Annotated in this window: 21 protein-coding genes and 1 pseudogene; 10 read left to right on the forward strand and 12 right to left on the reverse strand. The window is 73.0% G+C overall.

Features of this window, described 5'->3' with window-relative positions; translation table 11 throughout:
* Positions 1-12: 12 nt before the first annotated feature.
* The 7 genes from DI005_RS04420 to DI005_RS38135 are packed head-to-tail and all read right to left on the reverse strand — an operon-like array spanning position 13 to position 5720.
* Positions 13-759 carry a GNAT family N-acetyltransferase gene (locus DI005_RS04420; RefSeq protein ID WP_113641338.1) on the reverse strand — a complete coding sequence of 249 codons (747 nt, stop codon included), beginning with the start codon at positions 757-759 and terminating at the stop codon, positions 13-15.
* On the reverse strand, positions 756-1670 hold the full coding sequence (locus DI005_RS04425) for a cobalamin-binding protein (RefSeq protein WP_113641339.1): 915 nt from the start codon (positions 1668-1670) through the stop codon (positions 756-758). Before DI005_RS04425 ends, DI005_RS04420 begins: the two co-directional genes overlap by 4 nt.
* Before the next feature lie 9 nt (positions 1671-1679).
* Positions 1680-2177 (reverse strand): SRPBCC family protein, encoded by a 498-nt coding sequence (locus DI005_RS04430; RefSeq protein ID WP_112272287.1) that lies wholly within the window; start codon positions 2175-2177, stop codon positions 1680-1682.
* On the reverse strand, positions 2174-2545 hold the full coding sequence (locus tag DI005_RS04435; protein ID WP_228714155.1) for a helix-turn-helix transcriptional regulator: 372 nt from the start codon (positions 2543-2545) through the stop codon (positions 2174-2176). The genes DI005_RS04430 and DI005_RS04435 overlap by 4 nt, the downstream gene beginning before the upstream one ends.
* A 21-nt stretch (positions 2546-2566) precedes the next feature.
* Positions 2567-4180 carry an AMP-binding protein gene (locus DI005_RS04440; RefSeq protein ID WP_113641340.1) on the reverse strand — a complete coding sequence of 538 codons (1614 nt, stop codon included), beginning with the start codon at positions 4178-4180 and terminating at the stop codon, positions 2567-2569.
* The gene (locus DI005_RS04445; protein WP_112272281.1) at positions 4177-4980 is read right to left on the reverse strand and encodes an alpha/beta fold hydrolase; all 804 of its coding nucleotides are present in this window, start codon (positions 4978-4980) and stop codon (positions 4177-4179) included. The genes DI005_RS04440 and DI005_RS04445 overlap by 4 nt, the downstream gene beginning before the upstream one ends.
* The gene (locus tag DI005_RS38135) at positions 4977-5720 is read right to left on the reverse strand and encodes a MaoC family dehydratase N-terminal domain-containing protein (RefSeq protein ID WP_158303187.1); all 744 of its coding nucleotides are present in this window, start codon (positions 5718-5720) and stop codon (positions 4977-4979) included. Before DI005_RS38135 ends, DI005_RS04445 begins: the two co-directional genes overlap by 4 nt.
* A gap of 128 nt (positions 5721-5848) precedes the next feature.
* Between DI005_RS38135 and DI005_RS04455 the strand changes: the two genes are divergently transcribed.
* On the forward strand, positions 5849-6493 hold the full coding sequence (locus DI005_RS04455; RefSeq protein WP_113641341.1) for a TetR/AcrR family transcriptional regulator: 645 nt from the start codon (positions 5849-5851) through the stop codon (positions 6491-6493).
* Complete coding sequence (locus DI005_RS04460) at positions 6490-6990, forward strand: nuclear transport factor 2 family protein (protein WP_112272277.1); 501 nt, start codon at positions 6490-6492, stop codon at positions 6988-6990. Before DI005_RS04455 ends, DI005_RS04460 begins: the two co-directional genes overlap by 4 nt.
* Before the next feature lie 70 nt (positions 6991-7060).
* Here DI005_RS04460 and DI005_RS04465 read toward each other — a convergent pair whose 3' ends face one another.
* Positions 7061-7930, reverse strand: coding sequence for an LLM class F420-dependent oxidoreductase (locus tag DI005_RS04465; RefSeq protein ID WP_113641342.1), 870 nt, complete (start codon positions 7928-7930; stop codon positions 7061-7063).
* Between the two features lie 288 nt (positions 7931-8218).
* The gene (locus DI005_RS04470; RefSeq protein WP_112272273.1) at positions 8219-8671 is read right to left on the reverse strand and encodes a VOC family protein; all 453 of its coding nucleotides are present in this window, start codon (positions 8669-8671) and stop codon (positions 8219-8221) included.
* A 152-nt stretch (positions 8672-8823) separates the two neighbouring features.
* Here DI005_RS04470 and DI005_RS04475 point away from each other — a divergent pair, with 152 nt between their 5' ends.
* Together DI005_RS04475 and trxA are read left to right on the forward strand one after the other, a co-directional pair.
* A complete protein-coding gene (locus DI005_RS04475) occupies positions 8824-9237 on the forward strand; it encodes a MerR family transcriptional regulator (RefSeq protein WP_112272271.1) in 414 nt (137 codons plus the stop codon).
* Entirely contained in the window at positions 9234-9587 is a 354-nt protein-coding gene (gene trxA / locus DI005_RS04480) for a thioredoxin (protein ID WP_113641343.1), read from the forward strand. The genes DI005_RS04475 and trxA overlap by 4 nt, the downstream gene beginning before the upstream one ends.
* Here the strand turns inward: trxA and DI005_RS04485 are convergent.
* A complete protein-coding gene (locus DI005_RS04485; protein ID WP_113641344.1) occupies positions 9581-11086 on the reverse strand; it encodes a glycosyltransferase family 39 protein in 1506 nt (501 codons plus the stop codon). The genes trxA and DI005_RS04485 overlap by 7 nt on opposite strands.
* Positions 11087-11459: 373 nt before the next feature.
* On the opposite strand from DI005_RS04485, the gene DI005_RS04490 reads away from it, so the two are divergent.
* Both DI005_RS04490 and DI005_RS04495 read left to right on the forward strand, forming a co-directional pair.
* Positions 11460-11909, forward strand: coding sequence for a YdeI/OmpD-associated family protein (locus DI005_RS04490; protein ID WP_113641345.1), 450 nt, complete (start codon positions 11460-11462; stop codon positions 11907-11909).
* Positions 11910-11932: 23 nt separating this feature from the next.
* Positions 11933-12421 carry a glutathione peroxidase gene (locus DI005_RS04495; RefSeq protein WP_112272264.1) on the forward strand — a complete coding sequence of 163 codons (489 nt, stop codon included), beginning with the start codon at positions 11933-11935 and terminating at the stop codon, positions 12419-12421.
* An 84-nt stretch (positions 12422-12505) separates the two neighbouring features.
* Here the strand turns inward: DI005_RS04495 and DI005_RS04500 are convergent.
* Positions 12506-13776, reverse strand: a pseudogene (locus DI005_RS04500) (YeeE/YedE family protein).
* 235 nt (positions 13777-14011) lie between these two features.
* On the opposite strand from DI005_RS04500, the gene DI005_RS37870 reads away from it, so the two are divergent.
* From DI005_RS37870 to DI005_RS04515, 4 genes are all read left to right on the forward strand, one after another.
* The gene (locus DI005_RS37870) at positions 14012-14365 is read left to right on the forward strand and encodes a hypothetical protein (RefSeq protein WP_137096461.1); all 354 of its coding nucleotides are present in this window, start codon (positions 14012-14014) and stop codon (positions 14363-14365) included.
* 97 nt (positions 14366-14462) lie between these two features.
* Positions 14463-15167, forward strand: coding sequence for a FadR/GntR family transcriptional regulator (locus DI005_RS04505; protein ID WP_113641346.1), 705 nt, complete (start codon positions 14463-14465; stop codon positions 15165-15167).
* Positions 15164-15961: an ABC transporter ATP-binding protein gene (locus DI005_RS04510; protein ID WP_113641347.1), complete on the forward strand. Its 798-nt coding sequence runs from the start codon at positions 15164-15166 to the stop codon at positions 15959-15961. The genes DI005_RS04505 and DI005_RS04510 overlap by 4 nt, the downstream gene beginning before the upstream one ends.
* Before the next feature lie 86 nt (positions 15962-16047).
* The gene (locus tag DI005_RS04515) at positions 16048-17007 is read left to right on the forward strand and encodes an NAD(P)/FAD-dependent oxidoreductase (RefSeq protein WP_113641348.1); all 960 of its coding nucleotides are present in this window, start codon (positions 16048-16050) and stop codon (positions 17005-17007) included.
* A 91-nt stretch (positions 17008-17098) separates the two neighbouring features.
* Here DI005_RS04515 and DI005_RS37875 read toward each other — a convergent pair whose 3' ends face one another.
* Positions 17099-17293: a hypothetical protein gene (locus DI005_RS37875; protein WP_147263820.1), complete on the reverse strand. Its 195-nt coding sequence runs from the start codon at positions 17291-17293 to the stop codon at positions 17099-17101.
* Between the last annotated feature and the right edge of the window lie 147 nt (positions 17294-17440).

The raw sequence follows: 17440 nt of genomic DNA on the forward strand, positions 1-17440 counted from the left end.
CGGCCTGCCCGCTCAGCTCGCGACGCGGTAGTGGTAGGCGCAGGCTTCGGTGAAGCCGGCGCGCTCGTAGAGCCGCACGGCGGCGCCGTTGTCCCGCTCCACCTGGAGGTACAGGTCGCTCGCTCCCTGGCGGGCCGCCCAGCGGGCCAGGCCCGCGAGCACCGCGCGGGCCGCGCCCTTGCCCCGGGCCTCGGGCAGCGTGGCCATGCCGAACAGCCCGGCCCAGCCGGTGTCGGCGGTCGCGCGCCCGACGGCGATCACCTCGGCGCCGTCGGTCACGGCGGCGTAGGCGCTCGGCTGCCGCAGCCGGGCGAGCAGGTCCCACTCGGGGCGCGGGTCACCGCCGTCGCCGTGCACGGCGTGCCAGGCGGCGAACCAGGCGGGCGTCGGCGTGTTCTCGATGTGCACGCGGAGCGGGCCGTCGGCGCCGTCCAGCACACGCGCGATCGGCGCGGTCCGCAGCGACATCGGGCTCTCGCGGCGGTAACCGCGCTCGGCCAGCACCGCGTCGAGCCCGTCGGGGCATGCGCCGGGGCTGATCTGAAACCGCGTGGTGACACCGCGTTCGCCGTAGAACCGCTCGGCCCGGGCGATCCGGCGCGCGAGGTCGTCCGCCCCGGGATGGCCGTGAGGCAGCACCGAGCCCGCCCACCACGACGCCCCTGGGGTGTGGCGCAGCCACCACTCGCCTGCACGTTCTAACTGCTCGGCGGGCAGCGCGCGGGCCGCCCTTTCCTGCAGCTCTCGGACCGCGGTCACCGTGCGCTCCCGATCTTCCTGGCCTCCGCCGTGGTGACCGGTTCCGGTGGCTCGACGCCGTGCAGCACGTGGGCGAGCACCTCGGCGCCGCGCACCACGCGCGGGCCGGGGCGGTTGAAGTGGGCAGGCCCGTCGAGCACCCACACCGCGCCGGTTCGCACTGCGGGCAGGTCCGCCCAGCCCGGCTGCCCGGTGAGCAGGTCCAGCTCGGCGAGGGTGCGTTCGGGCGCGAACCCGCATGGCAGCAACAGCAGCACGTCCGGCCGCGCGTCGAGCACCGTCCGCCACGACATCGGCTTCGTGTGCTCGCCGGGCCGGGCCAGCAGCGCCGTGCCGCCCGCCGCCTCGATCTGCTCGGGCACCCAGTGGCCCGCGGGCCACAGCGGGTCCAGCCACTCGATCGCCACCACCCTCGGCCGGGGCCGCCCGGAGACGCGCGCCCGCACCGCGGCGAGCCGTTCCCTCAGCGCCGCGATCCGCCGCTCGGCGACGTCGGCACAGCCCAGCGCCTCGCCCACGACGCGCAGCGAGTCCAGCACCTCGGGCAGCGTGCGCGGCTCCAGGCTGAACACGCGCGGCCCGGACTCCAGCACCCGCACGGCGGCCGAGACCTGTGCGTAGGAGACGGCGCAGACGTCACACAGGTCCTGGGTCAGCACCACGTCCGGCGCGAGCCTGCCGAGCAGTTCGATGTCCACTGTGTACAGTGCGGAGCCCTGGTGGGCACCGCCGACCGCGGCGGAGATCTCCCTGCTGCCGAGGTCGGCGCCGATCTCGTCGCCGGTGACCACCGGCACCGACGCCACCTCGGCGGGCCAGTCGCATTCGTGCGTGCGCCCGACGAGGTCCTCCAGCCTGCCCAGCTCGGCGACGATGTCGGTGGCGGCGGGCAGCAGCGACACGATCCGCATGGCTCCAGGCTAGAGTCCGGGCCCGGACTCGTAGTAGGCCTTCTGCGCGGGGTGGTAGTCGTCGAAGTCCGGCAGCGCTGAGCCGTCGCGGGCGGCGACGAGCCGATCGAGGTAGAACTCCCAGCCGGGGCCGATGTCGCCGACGCCGTCGACGGAGTCGAGCTGCTGGGTGAACCGCAGCGTCGTGATGCCCTCGTGCTCGGTGAGCCGCAGCTCCAGCCGCCAGCCGCCGGACTCGTCGGTCAGCGTGACGGTCAGGTGGCGGGGCGGCTCGCAGGCGTCGATGCGCACGTCGCTCCACGGCGCGCCGTCCTCGGCGGACAGCTGCACCTGGATTGCGTTGCCCGGCGCCGCGTCGCCCCGCCACGGTCCGAACCACCGTGCCGTGCGGTCGGATTCGGTGACGCTGGCCCACACGTCGTCGATGGGCGCGCGGAACGTGCGCGTGAGGACCAGTTCGTAACCCTCGTCGGTGCGAAGGAGCCTGCCGGTGGGTGTCGGGCTCATGCGGTGTCCTCCTTGGACAGTTCGGCCGTGTACGGACGCTCCCGTCGTTGCCGCCGTTCTCGCCGGGTGCGGTGGACCTCGGTCTCGAGCGCGTCGAAGCGCCGTTGCCAGCGGCTGCCGTTGTCGAACTGGGTGAGCCACTCGGCGAGCTCGGTCAGCGGTGCCACGTCGAGCGTGTAGCGCCGCTGCCTGCCCGTGGTCTCGGCGTGCACCAGGCCGCTGTCCCTGAGCACGCGCAGGTGGCGGCTGATCGCCGGACGGCTGATGTCGAACCGCGCCACGATCTCGCCGACCGTCAGGTCGCCGTCGCGCAGCATCAGCAGGATCTCCCGGCGCACCGGGTCCGCGATCGCGCCTGCCACCTCCACGGGAAAAGCGTAACCGATGGGTTACGTGTTTGGCCACCCTCCGCCGTGGCGCTGCCGGGCCCACTCCCGCAGCGTGGCCGCCCTGATCTTGGTGCCGTTCGTGCCCGACGTCGTGGGCATGCGCTCGATCAGCTCGATCGCCGAGGGGACCTTGAACCTCGCCAGCGACCGCGCGCACCACGCACGCAGCTCCTCCTCGCTCACGGCACCCGGCGTGGTCGGCACCACGAACGCGACCGCGCGCTGCGCGCCGTCCGCGCCGCGGACACCGACGACCTTCGTCACGTCCACCGCGTCGTGCTCGGCGAGCCGCCGCTCGATCTCCGCCGGGTCGACGAGAAAACCGTGCAGCCGCAGCACATCGCCCATCCGGCAGACGTAGGTGAACGCCCCGTCGTCGGCGAGCTCGGCGAGGTCGCCGGTGCGGAACCAGCCGTCGGCGGTGAACGCGCGCGCGGCCGCGTCGTCGTCGCCGAGGTAGGCGTCGACGACGTTGGGCCCGCGCAGCTGCAGCTCACCCTGTCGCCCCGGGGGCAGCGGGCGTCCCGTGCCGGGGTCGGCGATCCTGGCCTCGATGCGCGGCGAGACGAGCCGTCCGCCGCCACGCCAGCGCCGGGGCGCGGGCTCGTCCCTCGGCCAGAACGCGGTGAGCGCGAACGCCTCGGACGAGCCGTAGACACCGGTGGTCACGGTGCCGAACTCGCGCAGCGCCCATTCGGCCAGCTCCCGCGACCGGCCGAGGAAGTCGGCGATCCCGAGCCACCGCCACGACGGCAGCCGGCGCGGTTCGGCCTGCCACGCCGCCGCGAGCCTGCCGACCAGGTCATCGCCGCCCACCAGGTGCGTCGACTGCCAGCGTGCCATGTCGCCCAGCACGGCGTGCTCGTCGAACACCGGCTCCAGCAGGCATGCGGCTCCGCCCGCGATCGCCGCCATGGCCGTGTTGAAACCGAACACGCCCGAAAGCGGCAGCACGCACACCACCACGTCTCCGTCGCGGATGCCGATGCCCTCGGCGTCGGCCAGCGCGTGGTCCACCACGGCGGACTCCTTGTGCGCGGCCAGCTTGGGCCTGCCCGTGGAGCCGGAGGTGGTGAACGCGACGGCCAGCTCGTCGGCGCCCACCGGCTCCGGCTGTTCGGCGGGCCCGCACGGGACCCACGCGCCCGCGCCGACGTCGTACGGCGTGAGGTCGGCCGGTGCCGTGCCGTGCGGCCCGGCGACGACGGCCACGGCGGGCGCCGGAGCGCCGGCCCCGCCCACCGCCTCGCGCAGCCGCCCTACGAGGTCGAGTCCGTGGAACCCGCAGGCCAGCGCCACCACCGACGGTCGCGCGCGCTCCAGCACGTGGCGTACCTCGTCGACGTTGTACCGGGTGTTCACGCCGATCACGTGCGCGCCGAGCGACGCGGCGGCGAACTGCCAGCACAGCGCGTCCGACCAGTTCGGCAGCCACACGGCCACACAGCCGCCCCGGCCGACGCCCGCCTCACGGAGGCCGGCGCTCAGCGTGAGCGTGCGCTGCCACAGCTCCCTGCGCGTCACCCGCACCGGCTGTTCAGGGTGGGCGTCGATCGCCACCACCGCGCCGGGGTCGCGCGCGACGAGATCCGACAGCAGCTCCAGCAATCTCATCGGGTGCCTCCCAGCCCGCTCAGCCAGCCGTGCAGCGTCGCGGCGAAGTCCTCGAGCTCCTCCATCGGGTAGTGGCCGATGCCGTCGAGGATCGTGCAGCGCGCGCCGGGAACGGCGGCCGCGGTCGCCCGCACGGCGGCGAGGTCGAGCCACAGGTCGTCGGCGCCCGCCACGACGTGCACGGGGCAGCGGACGCGGGCGAGCCCCGCGCGCACGTCGTGCGTGCCCCACCCGAGGAGGTCCGAGGTGGAGACGGCGGGGTCCTCCCTGCGGTGCATCGTCGCGATCAGCCCGGCCCGCTCGGCTGTGACCTTCCTTCCCACGACGGCGAGCGTGCCGAGGTGGGTGCGGTCGGCGCGGCTCGGCGCGGCGACGTCCTCCAGCTCCCTGCGCAGTCCGGCGAGGCCGATGTGTCCCGGCCCGGCCTCGGCGGCCATGGCGACCACGCCGGCGAGCCGCTCGCCCATGCGCACGGCGAGGTCCAGCGCGATCTTGCCGCCGATCGAGCATCCGACCACGAACGGCCGCCGTAGCCCGAGCGCGCCGATGAGCGTCTCGCACCACGCCGCGTAGTCGCCGAGGTCGGTCACCGGGCCGCCGGGCGCGGGCTCGGAACGGCCGTGCCCCGGCAGGTCGGGTACGACGACGCGGTAGCCGAGCGCGGCGAGCGCGGCCGTGGTGTGCCTCCACTGGACGCCGCTCTGGCCCGCGGTGTGCAGGCACAGCACGGGTCGTCCCGTACCCGACTGCTCTACATAGGACAGTGTGCCGCCGATGTCGGTGTACGCGGCCTCGATCATGCCGCACCACCTTCGGCCGCCAGTTCGCGCGCGTGCTCGACGAGCAGCGCGAGCACCTTCGTCAGCCGCAGGTACTCGTAGCCGCTGCCCCGCACGTCGAACAGCCCGGTCATGGCGTGGCGCACGAAGTCGCCGTCGGGCCCCGTGAGCAGCTCCGTCCAGGCCGGTTCACTCGCGCCGAGCGTGAACGTCGCGCCGTGCGGTGTCCTTCTGGCCGCCTGGATCACCGCGCCGCAGTACACGCGCAGGTGCACCTCGTCCTCACCGCAGCGAAGGCCGATCGTGCCGTCCCAGGTCTCGGTGGCGGCGGCGAACCGGTCGTCCCCGGCGAGCCGGGCGGCCAGCGCCTCGGCCCAGGCCGGGGTGCAGAAGGCGCGCCCGACCGGGTCGGGGCCCTCGCCCCGTGCGGGCACGAGCACGGTCGCGCTGCCCTCGCGCACCGTGCGCCCGTGCTCGTCCACGAGCACGCCGTGCCGGGTGACGACGCCGTTCTCGCCGCCCCGCGTGCGGCGGCAGCGTGTGACGGTCTGCTCGAAGTGCAGTGTGCTGCCGGCCCTGATGGGGGCACGGTAGTGCCAGCTCGCGTCGAGGAGCAGGCCGCCGGACTGCTCGAACAGCGCGGTGAGCGCGTCGGGTCCGAAGTGGCCGAGGTCGGAGGGGTCGTCGGCGGAGAGCTGCCGGGGCTCGCCCGAACATCGCTGCCCCACCTCGAAGTCCTCGAAGTACCGGTGGGTGGTCATGGCGCTCCAATGCGGCCAGTGCCTCAATGATACGAACGATCGTTCTTACGAAAACACTATGTTCTCGATTCGTCAACCCTGTGACCTGGTACTTGACCCACTACCGGCCGTGCCCATAGCCTGCGGACATGAACAGTCGTTCTCCAGGTCTCGTTCGCGACGGCAGCCGGGCCAACGAGGTCGCCATCCTGCGCGCCGCGCTGGAGGCGTTCGGCGCCAAGGGCTTCCACGGCGCCTCGATGCGGGACGTGGCCAGGGGCGCCGGCACGAGCCTGTCCAACCTCTACAACTACTTTCCGGCCAAGTCGCAGCTGCTGGCCGAGCTGTTGCGGCTGGCCAACGACGAACTACTGGCCCGGATCACCGAGGCCGTGAGCGGAGCCGGCGAGCGGGCGGCCGACCGGCTGCGCGCCGCGATCGCCGCACACGTCGCGTTCGTCGTGGACCACCAGGTCGAGTCGCTCGTCGCGCTGAGCGAGGTGCGCTACCTCGCCGGGGTGGCGCGCGAGGGCGTGGTCGCCGCGAGGGACAGCACGCAGAACATCTACGAGCGGATCGTGGCCGACGGCGTGCGCGACGGCGAGTTCCGCACGCCCTACCCCGACGACGCGGCCCGCAACATCGTGTCGCTGTGCTCGGCGATCGCCACGTGGTACCGGCCGGGCGGTCGGCTGTCCAAACAGGACCTCGGTGAGCAGCATGCCCGCTACGCGCTGGCGCTGCTCGAAGCCGAGCTTCCCCCGGCGCGGAGCGGGAAGGGGGCCGGGCGATGACCGACGCGGAGCTGCTGGCGAGGGTGCGCAGGCTCGAGGACGTCCACGAGATCGGCCAGCTGCGGGCCCGCTACTGCCAGTACCTTGACGACGGGCGCTGGGCGGAGCTGGCCGGGCTGTTCACCGAGGACGGTGCGTTCGTGGGTCTGTCCACCGCCCGTGGCCGGGCCGAGCTGCGCACGTTCTTCGCGGGACTGCAGGAGGGCGCCCTGACGGCATGGTGGCACTTCAGCGCCAACGAAACGGTGATTGTGGACGGTGACACGGCCAGTGGCGAGACCTGGCTGTACCAGCCGTGCGTGGTCGAGGGCAAACCGCATGTGGCCGCAGGCCGGTACACCGACCGAATGGTCCGTACCTCGGACGGCGGGTGGCTGTTCGCCCAGCGCAAGATCACGTTCTTCTTCTGGGTGCCGCTCGAGCACGGCTGGGCGCCGGGCCGGATGGGCTGGGCTCCCGCGGCCGCCGCGCTCGATCCGAACTACGCGGCCCGGTGAGGAACTCGCGGCGTTCCGGCACTCACCCCGGCGATCCGAGCCGGTGGTGGCCACCGGCTCGCAGCCGTGGCTACCCCAGCTCGGCCAGTTGCCCCACCACGGGCGCCACGCGGTCGATCCAGGCGGCGGGTGCGTCGCCGGGAGGCATGACGATCGCGGCGTGCACGCCCAGCTTCGCGAACGGGACCATGGCGCGCACGAACTCGTCACGGTCGTCCGGCTGTGGATCGTGGACGAGCACGGTCTTGCGGATCTCGTCGTAGTCGCGGCCGACGTCGTCGCAGTGCCGGCGCAGCACGTCGAGCTTGTGCTCCACCGCCTCGGGGGAGGACGCGAACAGGTTGCACGCGTCCCCGTACCGCGTGACCAGGCGCAGCGTCTTGCGTTCCCCGCCCCCGCCGATGAGCACGCGGGGCCGCCGCACCGGCTGCGGCGAGCAGATCGTCTCGGCCAGCCGGTAGTGCTTGCCCTCGAACGGTCCGTTGTTCCCGGGGTCCCACATCTGTCCGCAGATGCGCAGCGTCTCCTCCAGCCGTTCGAACCGCTCGGCGACCGGCGGGAACGGCACGCCGAGCCCCAGGTGCTCGCGCTCGAACCAGGCCGCGCCGATGCCCAGTACGGCCCGTCCCCCGGAGAGCACGTCGAGCGTGGTGACGATCTTGGCGAGCAGGCCAGGGTGCCGGTAGGTCACGCCGGTGACGAGCAGGCCAAGGTCGATGCGTGAGGTGTGCGCGGCCAGGTAGCCGAGCGTGGTGTACCCCTCCAGCATGTGCGCCTCGGCCGGGAGGCCGACCGGCTCGATCTGGAAGAAGTGGTCCATGAACGACAGCCAGGTGGCCCCCGAGTTGTCCGCCGCGGCGCCGACCCTCGCCAGCTCACCGGCGATGGCGGTGTTGCCGCCGTCGATCTCGAAGTTCGGCACGTGGAACCCGAGCTCCATGAGGAATCCCCTTACCCGTAGACAAATCCTCCCGTCACGCTAGGTCCTGGAGCGCGCTCCAGGTCAAATCCGCCGATCGGTGGGAAATGCGCCCGCGCCGCGCCCCAGCGCGATCCCGGTGCCGCGGCGGCCAGGCGGTCCCAGCGCGGCCCACGTCGCGTCGGGCTCGTCGCGCGGGACGAAGCCGAGCACGGCCGTTCAGAACCGGATCGCGCGGGGGACATCGTCGGCACCGAGGATCACCGTGCCGAGGGTGAGCGAGCCGTTCAGGTGCTCACGTGTCAGGCGTCAGCCCTGTGCCGCGGCCTCCAGTTCGGCCACGTCGAGCTTGCGCATGCCCATCATGGCGTCCATGGCCCGTTTGGCGCGCGCGGGATCGGGGTCGTTCAGCAGCTCGAGCATCCTCACGGGCACGATCTGCCAGGACAGCCCGTAGCGGTCCTTGAGCCAGCCGCACTGTCCCTCTTCCCCTTCCTCGGTGAGCGTGTTCCACAGCTCGTCGACTTCGGCCTGCGAGTCGCACGTGACGAAGATGGAGAAGGCCTCCGTGAACGCGAACTGCGGTCCGCCGTTGAGCGCGACGAACTGCTGGCCGTCGAGCTCGAAGTTCACGACCAGCACCTTGCCGTCGGGGCCTCTGGTCACCTTCCCGACCTTCGAGTTGGGCACGAGGGACACGTAGTACTCGGTGGCCTCTTCGGCCTGGTCGTTGAACCACAGGAAGCTCGAGATCCTGCTCATCGTCGTTCTCCTTCGCTGTCCGGCTGTCCGGGTCACGCTGAGGAGTCGGAGCCGCTCGGGCGGTTTCGACCCGAACCGGCCGCGTTCGCTGTGTGAGCTGAGGCACATTCCAGGTTGCCTTGACGCTGACGTCAATCCTTAGGCTCGCTCTCATGCGAATCGGCGAGCTCGCCCGGCGTGCCGGGACGACGACCAGGGCCCTGCGCTTCTACGAGTCGCAGGGACTGCTCACGGCACCCAGGGCCGCGAACGGCTACCGGGAGTACGGCGAGGAACACGTCCGGCTCGTCGGCGAGATCCTCACGTTGCAGGCCGTGGGGCTGAGCCTCGACGACACGAGACCGTTCGTCGACTGCCTGCGCGCCGGGCACGAGACGGGCGACTCGTGCGCCGACTCGATCGAGGTCTACGAACGCAAGATCGCCGAGGTGGACGCGCTGCTCGCCCAGTTAGGCGAGGTGCGCTCCGGCCTCGTCGCCAAGCTCGCGTCGGCGCTCGCGCGCCACCCGCTGCCGTGCGTCGTGCCCGGCAGCGCGCAACCACCCGACGAACTGGAGAGCCGATGACGACGGCTGACGTGACCGGCGAGGTCCTCGCCATCACCGACGAGACCTTCCGCGCCGAGGTGCTCGAGCGCCCCGGGCCCGTGCTGGTGGACTTCTGGGCCCAGTGGTGCCCGCCGTGCCACATGATCGCGCCGGTGCTCGCACAGCTCGCGGCAGAGCGTGCTGGGGAGCTGACCATCCGCAAGATCAACAATGACGAGAACCCGCTGACCGGGCGCGAGTACCAGGTCATGTCGCTGCCGACGCTGATCCTGTTCCGGGACGGGCGGCCGGCCCGGACGATCGTGGGCGCGCGGCCGAAGGCCCGGCTGGTCGCGGAGCTGGACGATGCGATGGGCTCGCGTCAGTAGAGGTGGCGCAGGCGCGGCCACAGTTGCGGCCACGGGGCACGCGGTCCGTCGCAGAGCCGGACCGGCGTGCCCTGCTCGTCGTTGGCGAGGCCGAGACCGTTGTCGTGCACAGCGGCCACGCGGCAGCCGGTGAGGACGTCGGCAGCCGGGCCGGGCGCGCCGACGAGCACCACCGGGCCGGTCTTCTCCTCCGGCGGCGGCCCCCAGTCCGCATAGGACATATGGCCCGAGTAGGCGCGCGGGAGGCCGTGCCGAGGGCCGTAGTGCTCGATCGCGCCGGCCTGCCCGTAGTTGCGGGTGAGGATCACGGCCCCGGCACGCTCCCCGGGCGGGATGCTGTGCCACACGCCCGCGACGGTGGCCGTGAACTCCGGCCAGCCCACCTGCTCGCCCTGCTCCGGGTTCATCGCGAGCACCGGACCGAGCGCGGCCGGGGGCAGTACCGGCAGGGCGACCACCACCGACATCGCCGCCCCCACCACGGCGAGCACCCCGGCTGCCGACCGCCGCGCCGCGTACCTGCCCGTGCCGAGCCAGCGGAGCGCGGCCGGGGCTCCGGCGGCGGTCAGCAGGAACAGTGCCGGCACGGCGTAGTACGGCTTCCCGCCGAGCACGAGCAGCGCCGCGCACAGCACCGGGTAGCCCACCGCGAGAGCGCGCGCCCAGCGCAGTTCCGGCTCCCGCCACAGCCGCACGAGCCCCGCGGCCCACACCGGCACGAGCACGGGCGACAGGTACACCACCTGCATCGGCACGAACAGCATCCGGTTGCCAGCGCCGTCGTCCTCACTGATGCCCGCCGCCACTCCGAGCAGCGGGAAGTCGTGCGCCGCCTGCCACGCGATCGCCGGCGCCGCGAGGATCGCGGCCACCGCCACGCCCACGGCGAGCCAGCCGCTCCGCAGCACCGACCGGGGCCCCGCGGCGAGCACGCCGGCCCCTAGCGCCACGAGCAGCAGCGGCGCCAGCCACTTGTTCTCCAGCGCGATGCCTGCCGCGGTGCCGATGGCCACCCACCAGCGCCCGTCCCCGGTGCGCAGCAGCCGCAGCGTCAGCAACCCGAGCACCGTCCACATGAGCACGTCGACGGTCGTGGTGGACAGCATGTGCGACACCACGAGCCCGAACGCCGACAGCGCCGTCGCCGAGGCCGCGAGCACCTGTGCACCCTTGCCGCCGCCCAGCTCCCTGGCCACCAGTGCCACCACCACGACCGTCGCGGCGCCGAGCACGCTCGCCACCACCCGCAGGCCCACCGGGGTGCTGCCGAACAGCTCCACGGAGAGCCGCGCGAGCAGTGGCGTGAGCGGCGGCTGGTCGGCGTAGCCCCACGCGGGCCGCGCGCCGGCCGCGAGGAAGTACAGCTCGTCGCGGTGGAACCCGTAGCGGCCCGACAGCGCGGTGAGAACCGCGAACTGCACCGCGACGACCACGCCCACGGGGCCCCCGGCGAACCGGGGCGGCGACGCCGCCCGCCGGGACACGCTCAGTGCGTCCATGGCCCGATCGTCGCGCGGCCCCGCACACCGCGACGACGACCGCAGGACGGAACCGGCTGTCCACCGGACGACGGACGCTCAGTCCCGCGCGGGCAACGCGCCTCGATCCCGTCGAGCGGCCCGGCGAGCGCGAAGCCGGCTCCTGCTCCAGGCAGGGGACGGTTTCGTCGTCGAGGTCAGTCCCCATCGGACACACCTGTCGCCGGGGCGGCGCGCCGCGAGTCGGCGGCCGTCCGCGCCGTCGGTGACGGCACACGTGATCGTCATCGAGCACCATCAGGCCGTGCTGGCGCACAGCCGAACACACACGCTGTCTTGACAAATTTGTTTGTCGGAGCGACGCTTGGTGGCACCAAGAGCACAGCAGGCGTCGATGAGGTTCCGCAGCACGGTCCTGCTCAGTGGCAAGGCGGCGACCGGTCTCGAGTTGCCCGCCGACGTCGTCGCGGCACTGGGGTCGGGCAAGAAGCCCAGGGTGCGCGTGACGGTCGGCGGGCACACCTACCGCAGCACGGTCGCCGTCATGGACGGCAGGTTCATGCTTCCGCTGAGCGCGGAGAACCGTGGCAAGGCGGGGGTCGCCGCGGGGGAGGAGGTGGATGTCGACGTGGAGCCGGACACCGCGCCGCGCGAGGTGGAGCTTCCCGCCGACTTCGCCGAGGCGCTCGAGAACGAGCCCGCGGCGAAGCGGTTCTTCGAGGGGATCTCCTACAGCGACAAGCGGTTCCACGTGCTCGGCATCGAGGGCGCCAAGAAGCCGGAGACGCGGCGGCGCCGAATCGACAAGGCGATCGCGCGGCTCAAGGAGGGGCGAGCCCGCTGACCGCTGCGGGTAGGGTCGGGATCATGTCGGTTTCCGAGATCGAACTGCGCACCCTCTCCGGCGACCCCGCGACGCTGGGCGGACTGGGCGCCAAGGCCCTGCTCGTGGTCAACGTGGCATCCCGGTGCGGCCTGACGCCGCAGTACGAGGGGCTGGAGCGGCTCCAGCGGCGCTACGCCGACCGCGGTTTCTCGGTGGCGGGCTTCCCGTGCAACCAGTTCATGGGGCAGGAGCCGGGCACGTCCGAGGAGATCGCCCAGTTCTGCTCGGCCACCTACGGCGTGAGCTTCCCGATGTTCGAGAAGATCGAGGTCAACGGTGACGGCAGGCATCCGCTCTACGCGGAACTCGTGCGCGTGCCCGACGCCGAGGGCGCCGCGGGCGACGTGCAGTGGAACTTCGAGAAGTTCCTCGTGGCGGGCGACGGCGAGGTGCTCGCGCGCTTCCGGCCCCGCACCGAGCCCGAGTCGGCCGAGATCGTCGACGCCATCGAGGCCGCGCTCAGCCGGTAGCACCGGCGGGCACCCGGCCCCCAAGGCCACCTTTGTTGCGTTCAACGCAACAAAGGTGGCCTTGGGGGCCTTTTCGTCAGCGGGTCAGCAGGCGCTGTCGGTGGGCTTCGGGGTCGCCAGGCCGAACAGGGGACGCAGCTTGAGGCCGAGCCAGGTGCCGCCGAGCGCGAAGAGGCCCCACAGCCAGCCGTGCAGGCTCCCGGTGGAGATGCCGCCGAGGTAGGCGCCGATGTTGCAGCCGCCCGCCATGCGTGCGCCGATGCCCATCAGGATGCCGCCCAGCACGGCGGCGAGCGCGGTGCGCCACGGGATCTCGGCGCGGATCTTCCAGGTGCCGGCCAGCGACGCGGCGACGGCCGCGCCGAGGATGATGCCGATGTTGGGAGGCTGGTCTTCTCCGTCCAGATCGGACCCTCGAGCATCGTGGCGTACCTGCTCTGCTGCCAGAACTCCCACGTCTCCGGGTGCAGGCCGAACAGCTGCAGCAGCTTGGCGCCCCACAGGGCGAACGCCGTCGTGACGCCCCAGATGCCGCCGGAGACGAGCACCACCGCGGCGGCCAGCACACCGAGCACCACCGCGCCGGCGAGCATCGGCCACGAGCCGCGGAACACCCGCGCGAAACCACGGGCCGTCGGCACGGCGCCCACCGGCGGCGGTGTGCGCCTGGCCTGGACCACCCTGGTCACGACCACGATCGCGAGCAGCGCAACGATGGTGATGGCCCATGAGCCGAACCAGCCGACGTGGTCGGAGAGCAGGACCCCCTCGACCTCGGGCCAGCCGTCGAACGCGGGAAACGCCCACGTGTAGAACACCGAGCCCACGATGAACCCGCCGAGGGTCAGCACGATGGTCGACTGGCCCGCTCCGACGGCGAACAGCGTTCCCGACGCGCAGGCGCCGCCGAGCTGCATGCCGATCGCGAACACCGCCGCGCCGAGGAAGAGCGGCAGCCCGATCGAGCCGGCCGACAGCTCCGGGCCGGCGCCGAAGAGTCCCGCGCCGGAGGCGGCGATGAGCGCGATGAGCGTGGTCGCCGTCCCGATCAGGAGCGTGTGCGCACGCAGGCCGTCCCCGTTGCCGACGGAGATCAGCTGCCGCCATGCCGACGTGAACCCGAAGCGCGAGTGGAACAGCGCGACGCCGAGGAACAGCCCGATGATGAGCAGCGCGCCGAAGCGCTGGCCGTGCACCGCCCACACGTACCAGCTGAGCCCCACGGCGACTGCGCCGGCGATCACGAGCGGTGCCGCCCGGACCGGTTCCTCTGGAGCCGGTTGTGGCGCCGCGCACGAGGTCGGTGATCTCAGGAGAAAATCACGTGCTGAAAGTTTGTCCGTCGTTGCCGACACGAGCACTCCAAAACCGGCGTCACTGTAGGAAAATCACCTGCCAGGCTAAGTCACCGTGAATGGGTGGGGGAATCGGTCTCACGGTGTGGGCATCCCGGTCACCACGCTTCTCGGAAAGGGAGGAGAAGTGCGTGGGAACCGTTCATTGTGGCGCCCGCCACGGAAAACGGGGCAGTGGTTGGTCTCCGTCGCCAGCCCGGCACGGGTTGGAGCGGGTCCTCCGTGACTACGCGCCGTGCTGGCCGTCGAGGGGATGCGCCGGACGCCCCGTGACCGTCATCGACCACGGCCTGCCGCCCGGTGCCCATCTACCCGGCGGGCGAAGGCGGCGGCGGGGAACGGCCGTCGCGGGGCCGGTGCCCCGTCCCGCTGCTCGGGCGAACGCCGAGCCGGCCGCCTGCGGGCGCTGACCACGCCGCTGAGCGCGAGCGCGCCGGCCGTCCGCCTCGGCACGTCCGCCGGCGCCGCGAGCAAGCGGGTCGCCGCGCTGGGGGAGTCGGGACTGGCCGACAGCACGAGACACGGCGGCGCCGTCGTCCACCACGTCACCGCTCCCGGCGAGGCTCTGCTGTCCGGCGAGGCCGGCTAGCGGCGTGACGGGCGTCCCACCTCGGCCCGGCAGGTCCTCAGACCTCTGCTGACCCTTGTTAGGGTCGGCCCCGGCGAGCATTTGGGGGAGGTGGCGCGTGGCCAAGGCGCCGGTGCTGCGGCACGGGCCGGTGGTGCCACAGGTCGAGAACCTGTTGCGCCATCGGCTGCGGAGCGGGGAGTGGCGGCCGGGCGAACGGCTGCCGAACGAGGTCCGGCTCGCCGCCGCGCTGGGCGTCGGCCGGTCGTCGGTGCGGGAGGCGGTGCGGCTGCTCGCGCGGGACGGGCTGCTGGTCGTGCGCCACGGAGCGGGCACGTTCGTCGCCGACCCGCCGGACGAGGGGGCCGGCGTGGTCGACGTCGGACGGCTCGTCCGGCGCGCGCGGCTGCTCGAGGTGTACGAGGTCCGCAGGGCGCTCGAGGTGGAGGCCGCGCGGCTCGCGGCGCACCGGGTGCGCCCGGAGGACGTCGAGCGCCTGCGCGCGGGCCTGCACCGGCGGGGTGAGCTGGCAGGCGGCGACGCCGCCGCGTTCGTGGCCGCCGACCTGGAGTTCCACCGCTCAGTGGTGGAGCTGTCCGGCAACGCCCTGCTGCTCAGCCTCTTCACCGCCGTGCGGCCGGTCCTGTTCGAGGCGCTGACGGACATGGTGCGGCACGAGGAGAACCTGCCCGACGTCGCGCACGCGCACACCGCTCTGCTGGCCGCGCTGGAACGCGGCGACGCGGCCGCTGCGGTCGCGGCGACCGTGGACAACCTGGAGAGCGTGCTGTCGGCGATCAGGGCGGCGGTGGGAGAGCGGTGAGCGTGCACCCGGAGGGCACCGGGCCGGTGCTGGACGTTCGCGACGTCGACCTCGTGCGCCAGGGCAACTACCTGCTGCGATCGGTGTCGTTCACCGTCGAGCCCGGCGAGCACTGGGCCCTGCTCGGCGGCAACGGCGCGGGCAAGAGCACGCTGCTCGGCCTGCTCGGCGCGCGCACCCACCCCACGCGCGGGACCGTGGAGGTGCTCGGCCACCGGCTCGGCAAGGTCGACCTGCGGACGCTGCGGACCTTCGTGGGTCACGTCGACCCGCGCCACCCCCTGACCTCGCCACTGCGCCTGCGGGACGTGGTGCTGACCGGGCTGACCAACACGACGGAACCGGTGCCGCGCTGGCAGCCCACGCCGGAACAGGTCGCGAGGGCCGACGAGCTGATCGGCATGCTCGGCCTCGCCACGCGGAGGGACGCGCGCTGGCCCGTGCTGTCGCAGGGGGAGCGCGGCCGGGCGCTGATCGCCAGGGCGCTGCTGCCCCGCCCGAGGTTGCTGCTGCTCGACGAGCCCGCCACCGGACTCGACCTCGCCGCCCGCGAACAGTTGCTCACGAGCCTCGACGCGCTGCGCCGGGAGCACCCACGGCTCGCGACCGTGCTCGTGACCCACCACCTGGAGGAGCTGCCCGCGAGCACGTCGCACGCGTTGCTGCTGCGCGAGGGCCGAGTGCTCGCCATCGGTGCCGCCGGCGAGGTGCTCACGAGCGACAACGTCACCAAGACGTTCGACCACCCCGTGCGCATCAGCCGGGAGGACGGCCGCTGGGCCGCCCGAGCCTGAGCGTTTGCTGTTCTGGCAATTTCCTTTGTCGTTCTCGCCGGACTGGGCGCATAGTGCCGGAAGAGGACGAGTGGAGGGATTCGCAGGTGAACGAGAAGTACGACGTGGTGGTGGTCGGGGGCGGCGCCGCGGGGCTCGGCGGCGCCGTGACGCTGGCGCGGTCGCGCCGTTCGGTGCTGGTGGTCGACGCGGGTGACCCACGCAACGCAACCGCCGAGGGCGTGCACAACTACCTCGGCCGCGAGGGCACGCCGCCCGGCGAGCTGCTCGCGCTGGGCCGTGCCGAGCTCAAGGCGTACGGCGGCGAGCTCGTGAGCGGCACGGTGTCCTCGGCGCAAGCCCTGGGAGATGGCGGCTTCCGCGTACGGCTCGCCGACGGCGGGCAGGTGCTCGCGCGGCGGCTGCTGGTGACCACCGGGCTCACCGACGAGCTGCCCGACGTCGAAGGGCTCGCGGGACGCTGGGGTCGGGACGTCCTGCACTGCCCGTACTGCCACGGGTGGGAGGTGCGCGACCGCGCGATCGGCGTGCTCGCCACCGGACCGATGGCGATGCACCAGACGCTGCTGTTCCGGCAGCTGAGCGACGACGTCACCCTCTTCACGCACACGGCTCCCTCGCTCTCCGCCGACGAGCGTGAGGAGCTCGACGCGGTCGGCGTGACCGTCGTGGAGGGAGAGGTCACGGCATTGGAGGTGACCGGCGACCGGCTCACCGGGGTACGCCTGCGCTCGGGCGAGGTCGTGGCCAGGGAGGCGCTCGCCGTAGCCCCGCGCGCCACCGCCCGCGCCGGCGTGCTCGCGGGCCTGGGCCTGGAGACGGCGGAGCTGGAGGTCGGCGGCCACGTGATCGCCACCTACGTCCCCGCCGACGCGCAGGGCGCCACGTCGGTGCCCGGCGTGTGGGTGGCGGGCAACGTCGCCGACCCGCGTGCGCAGGTGATCGCCTCGGCGGCGGCCGGGGTCGGCGCCGCGGCGGCGATCAACGCCGATCTCGTGCACGAGGACGCCCGCGCGGCCGTGGCGGCGCGTCGCGCGAGCCGCTGACCCTCGACGCCGGGGCGGCTCGGCGGTGAGACGCGGCTGGCGGCGTCGACGATCGGCGAGACCGCGCTGTCGACGTTGGCGAGCACCACGGTCACCCGGTCCAGGTCCGGGTAGACCTCGACGAAGGTGGCTTGGCCGCGCGGTCGGACGCGCCGCCTGGGCGCAGTTGCCCGGGCACGCGGGGAAGGTCCGCGGCCCGCGCGGGCGCCGCCGTGACGGCGCTCGCGGCCAGCGGTGCCGCGGCGAGCAGGCCGAGCACGGAACGTCTGGACGCTGCTGTGGTCACCGATTGCTCTCCTCGTCGTCGTGGTCGCTGCCGCGAGCGTGCCGCGGCGCTGTCAGGAAGTCGTCAGACAGCGGTCAGAACGGGGTTCTCCCGGGGAACCCACAGCAACCGCGGCGTCTTGCACGTCCAGGTGCCGGAGACGACCAT

Source organism: Prauserella sp. PE36 (assembly GCF_003311655.1).
In the GTDB taxonomy this organism is placed as follows: domain Bacteria; phylum Actinomycetota; class Actinomycetes; order Mycobacteriales; family Pseudonocardiaceae; genus Prauserella_A; species Prauserella_A endophytica.